Annotated in this window: 4 protein-coding genes and 1 pseudogene; 4 read left to right on the plus strand and 1 reads right to left on the minus strand. The window is 71.5% G+C overall.

What is annotated here, in order from left to right; all coding sequences use genetic code 11:
* The 3 genes from AOK24_RS33685 to AOK24_RS33695 form a co-directional block, all read left to right on the plus strand.
* Positions 1-906 (plus strand): protein kinase domain-containing protein (locus tag AOK24_RS33685; protein WP_159052072.1); only part of this gene is annotated, 906 nt, incomplete at its 5' end.
* A gap of 187 nt (positions 907-1093) precedes the next feature.
* A complete protein-coding gene (locus AOK24_RS33690; RefSeq protein WP_055723806.1) occupies positions 1094-2713 on the plus strand; it encodes a succinic semialdehyde dehydrogenase in 1620 nt (539 codons plus the stop codon).
* Positions 2714-2721: 8 nt separating this feature from the next.
* Positions 2722-4512 carry a GMC family oxidoreductase N-terminal domain-containing protein gene (locus tag AOK24_RS33695; RefSeq protein ID WP_055723807.1) on the plus strand — a complete coding sequence of 597 codons (1791 nt, stop codon included), beginning with the start codon at positions 2722-2724 and terminating at the stop codon, positions 4510-4512.
* Positions 4513-4570: 58 nt separating this feature from the next.
* Here AOK24_RS33695 and AOK24_RS33700 read toward each other — a convergent pair whose 3' ends face one another.
* A complete protein-coding gene (locus AOK24_RS33700) occupies positions 4571-5575 on the minus strand; it encodes an LAETG motif-containing sortase-dependent surface protein (RefSeq protein ID WP_055723808.1) in 1005 nt (334 codons plus the stop codon).
* A gap of 240 nt (positions 5576-5815) precedes the next feature.
* Between AOK24_RS33700 and AOK24_RS33705 the strand changes: the two are divergent.
* Positions 5816-6141: pseudogene (locus tag AOK24_RS33705) on the plus strand (hypothetical protein); the annotation flags it as partial.

Raw genomic sequence — 6141 nt, forward strand, 5'->3', positions numbered from 1 at the left:
GGTGAGGGGGCGGGAGTTGTGTGGCGGGCCTGGGACGTGGAGGCCGGGCGGGAGGTTGCCGTCAAGGCGCCTCGGGTGCCGGGGGAGCCGGGCAGCGAGGAGTTCCGGCGGGCCGCGCACCGGCTGTACCAGGAGGCCCGCGCCGCTGCTCGCGTGGAGCACCCCGGGGCTGTCGTGATCCAGGACGTGGTGGTCGAGGGAGAGGATCAACTTCCCTGGGTCGTCATGGAGTTGGTCGAGGGGGAGTCGCTCGCGGAGGCGCTGGAGCTGGGGCCGCTGGGGTACGTGGAGGCGGCCCGGGTCGGGGGCGTCGTACTGGGGGCTCTGCGGGCCGCGCACGCGGTCGGGATCGTGCACCGGGACGTACGCCCCGAGCATGTGCTCCTCGGGGCGGACGGGCAGGTCGTGGTGACCGACTTCGGGATCGCCCATGGGTACGAAGAGGGGGGCACCGTACGGGAGTTGGAGTTCGCGGCGCCGGAGTGGGCCGCCGGGGGGCATGCCGGGGCCGAGTCGGATCTGTGGTCGCTGGGGGTGTTGCTGTACGCCGCTGTCGAGGGGGTGTCGCCGTTTCGGCGGGGTACCGCCGAGGAGACGCTCGCGGCGGTGCTCGCCGGGGAGGTGCCCGAGCCGGTGCAGGCCGGTGAACTGGGGGCGGTGCTCTCGGGGCTGCTGGTGAAGGAGCCGGGGGAGCGGATGGGTGCCGGTGAGGTGGAGGAGGTGTTGCGGGCGGTCTCCGGGGGTGTCGTACCTGAGGGGGACGCGGGTGACGGGCGTGCTCGGGGTGTCGTACCTGAGAGGGAGGCGCCGCGTGAGCGGGTCGTCGTACCTGAGGAGCAGAGCGGGTACGACGTCCAGGAGCCGGCGCGGCGGCGGCCCTTTCCGCTCAGCCTCTTTTTCGGGTGACCGGGCGGCTACCGGGCAGGGGCCCGGCGGCGATCCGGCAGGAACCGGCCGCGCCTGTCCCGGCGGCTCGGTGAACCCCCTGATCAGCGGCTTCCTCGCCAGTGAACGCTGGCGCGGTGTGCGGGTGCGGTGAATCCGCGTTACCGACGGGTACCCAAAGGCGTGGCGGCGGCATACCCTGCGCGTCATGACGGACTCGCAGGCTCCCAGCAGCGCCCCGCACGGCACGAACCCCGTCGCCCCGGCCCCGGCCGGGGTGCGCACCGCGGCGGACGTGGTCACCCCCGAACTGGTCGCCCAGCTCACGAAGGGCGTCGTGGGCTCGGGGCGCACCGCCAACCACACGCCGTTCACCGGGGAGAAGCTCGCCGACCTGCCCGAGTCGACGCCCGAGGACGTGGCGCTGGCCTTCGAGCGGGCCCGCGCCGCGCAGGACGTCTGGGCGCGGACGCCGGTCAGGGAGCGGGCGGCGGTGCTGCTGCGCTTCCACGACCTGCTCCTGGAGCGCCAGGCGGAGGTCCTCGACCTGGTCCAGCTGGAGACCGGCAAGGCGAGGCTGCACGCGCACGAGGAGGTGCAGGCCGTCGCGGTCGCCGCCCGGCACTACGGCCGCAGGGGACCGTCGTACCTGAGGGCCAAGGGGCACACGGGAGCCATCCCCAGTCTCACCAAGGTCACCGAACTGCGTCATCCCCGAGGGGTGGTCGGGCAGATAGCCCCCTGGAACTACCCCCTCGAACTGTCCGTCGGCGACGCGATCCCGGCGTTCGTCGCGGGCAACGCCGTCGTCATGAAGCCCGACACGGAGACCTGCCTCACCGCGCTGTGGGCGCGCGACCTGCTGATCGAGGCGGGCCTCCCCGCCGAGGTGTTCCAGGTCGTGCTCGGCGACGGCCCGGTCATCGGCCCCGAGCTGGTCCGGCACGCCGACTACGTCTCCTTCACCGGCTCCACCCGCGTCGGCCGCGAGGTCGCGCAGGGCGCCGCCGCCCGGCTGGTCGGGGTGTCGCTCGAACTCGGCGGCAAGAACGCGATGTTGGTGCTGAAGGACGCGGACATCGAGAAGGCCGCCGCCGGCGCCGTCCGGGCCTGCTTCTCCTCCGCCGGTCAACTCTGCGTGTCCATCGAGCGGTTGTACGTCCACGAGTCGATCGCCGACGTCTTCCTCGACCGGTTCGCCGCCCGCACGCGGGCCATGCGGCTCGGCAACTCCCTCGCCTACGGTGCCGAGATGGGCTCGCTGGTGGGGCAGCGGCAGCTCGACACCGTGACGCGGCACGTGGAAGAGGCCGTCGCCAAGGGGGCCACCGTCGTCACGGGCGGCGTGGCCCGGCCCGACATCGGGCCCTACTTCTACGAGCCGACCATCCTCGAAGGCGTCGAGACGCCGATGGCGGTGTGCGGGGAGGAGACGTTCGGGCCGGTCGTCGCCATCTACCGGTTCGCGGACGAGGACCAGGCCGTCGCGCTCGCCAACTCCACGTCGTACGGCCTCAATGCGTCCGTGTGGACGAAGGACGGGCGGCGTGGGCGGGCCGTCGCCGCGCGGCTGCGGACCGGGACCGTCAACGTCAACGAGGGATACGCGTCCGCGTACGGGAGCGTCCAGTCGCCGATGGGCGGCATGAAGGACTCCGGGCTCGGCAGGCGGCACGGCTCCGAGGGGATCCTCAAGTACACCGAGGCGCAGACGGTCGCGCACCAGCGGCTGCTGCCGATGGCGCCCTCGCTCGGCATGGACGACGAGAAGTACGCGCGGTTCATGAGCCGCAGCCTTCGGGCGATGAAGGCTTTCCGGTTCCGGTAGGAGGCAGCGTGTCAGAGCAGTCCCAAGTCGCCTACGACTACGACGTGTTGGTCGTCGGCTCCGGCTTCGGCGGGTCCGTGACCGCGCTGCGCCTCACCGAAAAGGGTTACCGGGTGGGCGTGTTGGAGGCCGGACGCCGGTTCGGCCGCGAGCTGCTGCCCAAGAACTCCTGGGACCTGAGGAACTACCTCTGGGCACCCCGGCTCGGCTTCTACGGCATCCAGCGCATCCATCTCCTGGGCAACGTCATGGTGTTGGCCGGCGCCGGGGTCGGCGGCGGGTCCCTCAACTACGCCAACACCCTCTACGTACCGCCCAAGGCGTTCTTCGAGGACCCCCAGTGGAAGGAAATCACCGACTGGGAAGGGGAGTTGACGCCGTACTACGACCAGGCCCGGCGGATGCTCGGCGTGCGGCTCAACCCGACCGTCACCCCCTCCGACGTCCACCTCAAGGCCGCCGCGCAGCGCATGGGCGTCGGCGACACCTTCCACATGGCGCCGGTCGGCGTCTACTTCGGGGACGGCGAGGACGCGGACGGGCAGGGGCCGAAGGCCAAGCCCGGTGAGGAGGTCGCCGACCCGTACTTCGGCGGGGCCGGGCCGAAGCGGCGGGCCTGCACCGAGTGCGGGGAGTGCATGACCGGCTGCCGGCACGGCGCGAAGAACACCCTCAACGAGAACTACCTGTACCTCGCCGAGAAGGCCGGGGCGACGGTGCACGCGATGACCACCGTCGTCTCCGTCACCGACGACTCGCGCGGCGGGTACGCGGTCGCCACGCTGCCCACCGACAACCGGCGCAAGGGCAAGGGGCGGATCTACACCGCCCGCAGGGTCGTCCTCGCGGCCGGCACCTACGGCACGCAGACGCTGCTGCACCGGATGAAGGCGGGCGGCCAACTCCCGTACCTGTCCGAGCGGTTGGGGGAGCTGACCCGGACCAACTCCGAGGCGCTCGTGGGGGCGCAGACCGACGAGCGGCGCTACCGGAAGGCCACCGGGCGCAGCCCCGACTTCACGCGCGGGGTCGCCATCACCTCGTCCGTGCACCCCGACGCCAGCACGCACATCGAACCCGTGCGGTACGGCAAGGGGTCCAACGCGATGGGCGGGCTGTCGATCGTCCAAGTCCCGTACGCGGAAGGGTCGTCGAGGGTCGCCGGATGGCTCGCGCACATCGCCCGGCACCCGATGCTGCTGCTGCGGTCCCTGTCGAACCGCAAGTGGTCCGAGCGGACCATCATCGGGCTCGTCATGCAGTCGCTGGACAACTCGCTCACGACGTACCTGAAGCCGTCGGGCGTGGGCAAGGGGTTGCTGACGGCCCGTCAGGGGCACGGCGCGCCCAACCCCCAGCAGATCAGGGCCGCTTCGGAAGCCGCGTCCGCCATCGCCGCCGACATCAACGGGTTCGCCGGGTCCAACGTCGGTGAGCTGATGGGGACTCCGCTCACCGCGCACTTCCTCGGCGGGTGCCCCATCGGGGACTCCCGGGAGAGCGGCGTCATCGACCCCTACCACCGGCTCTACGGCCACCCCGGGATCTCCGTCGTCGACGGGGCCGCCGTCTCCGCGAACCTCGGCGTGAACCCCTCCCTGACGATCACCGCGCAGGCCGAACGGGCCATGGCGTACTGGCCGAACAAGGGCGAGCCCGACACGCGGCCTGCGCAGGGGGAGGCGTACGAGCGGCTCGCCGCCGTCGAGCCGAAGTCACCGGCGGTGCCGGAAGAGGCGTTCGGGGCGCTGAGGCTGCCGTTCCTCGGGATGCCGGTCGTACCCCCGAAGGGGGACTGAAAGCACGGAAGGACCTGCGCCCCCCTCCGAGCGCAGGTCCCTCCGTCGTCCTCAGGTATTACGCGTGGCTGCCGTCCGCCTTGCGGCGGCGGACGATGAAGATCGCGCCCGCGCCGGCGACGACGGCCGCGCCGCCGACGAGACCGATCATCGGAAGCGCGGAGGACGAACCGGTCTCCGCGAGGCTTCCGGTGACCTCGACGTCGTTCAGGTTGACCGGCTTGGCGCCGCCCGTCTGGGGCTTGGCGTTGCCCGGCTTACCGGGCTTCGAACCGGCGGCGAGGACCTGGAACCGGTAGGTCATGAGGTTCGGGTCGTCGGAGATCCAGCAGCCCTCGGAGTCCGAGTACATCGCGATGCCGCCGGTGATGCCGAAGGACCTGGGCACGCTGACGTCGACGCTGAAGCGCAGCTTGTACGAGACGGACTGGCCGCCGGCGAGGTTGATCGCGGAGAGCGTCGCGCCTTCGTCCGAGGCGTCCGCCAGGGTCTTCCAGGTGCCGGTGGACTTCTGGAGGATCTGGAGCGTCAGCTTGGAGGAGTAGTCCTCCTCCTCGGTGAACGCGGCGATGCCCACCATCGGCTTGATGTTCTTGATCGTCTGGTCGCCGATGTTGGAGACCTTGAAGGTGATGTTCTTCCAGCCGCTGCCGGCGACGACCGCCGAGGGCACACCGGTGATTCCGGTGGTCAGGTTCTCGTCGACGCCGAAGGGGGCGTCCTCGTCCTCGGACTCGCAGTAGTCGACCTCCGCCGGGGCCGACGGCGTGGAGCTGACCGACGTGCTCGCGGACGGCGTGCCCGTCGGCGTACCGGACGCGCTGCCGCTCGGCGTGCTCGACGACGAGGTGCTCGGCGACGCGGAACCCTTGTCGTCACCGGTCGTGTCGTCGGCCGCCGGGGACGACGGCGCCGCCTCGGGCGCCGACTCGCTCGCCGAGACCGACGGCGACGGGGATGCGGACGTGCCGTCCTCCGCGAACGCGGACGGCGCGGACATCAGGACCAGCGGGGACAGTGCGGCGGTCGCGGCGGCCACGGCTATGGCACGGCGGAGCTTCATGAGAAGACCTCGGGTTGTCAGGCACGGCGCGCCCGGGTGGCGTGCCGTGTCGGCGGGAGACCTTCCGCGTTGGGGGCGCGGGTGTGGCCCGTGTTACGGGAGGTTTGATCCGCGAGCAGCGGGAAAGGTTGCACGGTTTCTCACGGAATTTTTATGTGGTCCACATCACGCGGTTTCGATGTGGGCCGCATCACGCTCTACGCTCTGCTGCCGCAGAAGCCTGCGTGAGGACCGAGGGGGATGGCCACCGTGCCCGACATATCCGACGACGACTGGGACAAGTTCCTGCGCGAGACCGTGGAGGACCCGGCGAAGAGACCGGACGACGTACCGAAGGAGCCGTCCGCGCGCGCCCGCATGGTGACCGCGCGCCTGCGCGAGCAGGAGGCGCGGGGCGAGCTCCCCGAGGGCTGGCGCACCGGCCCCGCCTGGCAGAACACCGAGGCGCGGGCGCGCAGGCGACGCCGTCTGTGGACGTTCATCGGCGTCCCCGTCGCCGCCGCGCTGACCTTCGTCGCGATGAAGCCGTCGGTCATCCCGGGCGACCCGTTCGGTACGGGCTCGGA

It is taken from the genome of Streptomyces niveiscabiei (genome assembly GCF_001419795.1).
Classification (GTDB): Bacteria; Actinomycetota; Actinomycetes; order Streptomycetales; family Streptomycetaceae; genus Streptomyces; species Streptomyces niveiscabiei.

What these genes read in the sequence shown, in the direction of transcription:
- AOK24_RS33690 (WP_055723806.1), top strand. Translation starts at nt 1,094, where the DNA reads ATGACGGACTCGCAGGCTCCCAGCAGCGCCCCGCACGGCACGAACCCC.
- AOK24_RS33700 (WP_055723808.1), bottom strand. Translation starts at nt 5,575, where the DNA reads ATGAAGCTCCGCCGTGCCATAGCCGTGGCCGCCGCGACCGCCGCACTG.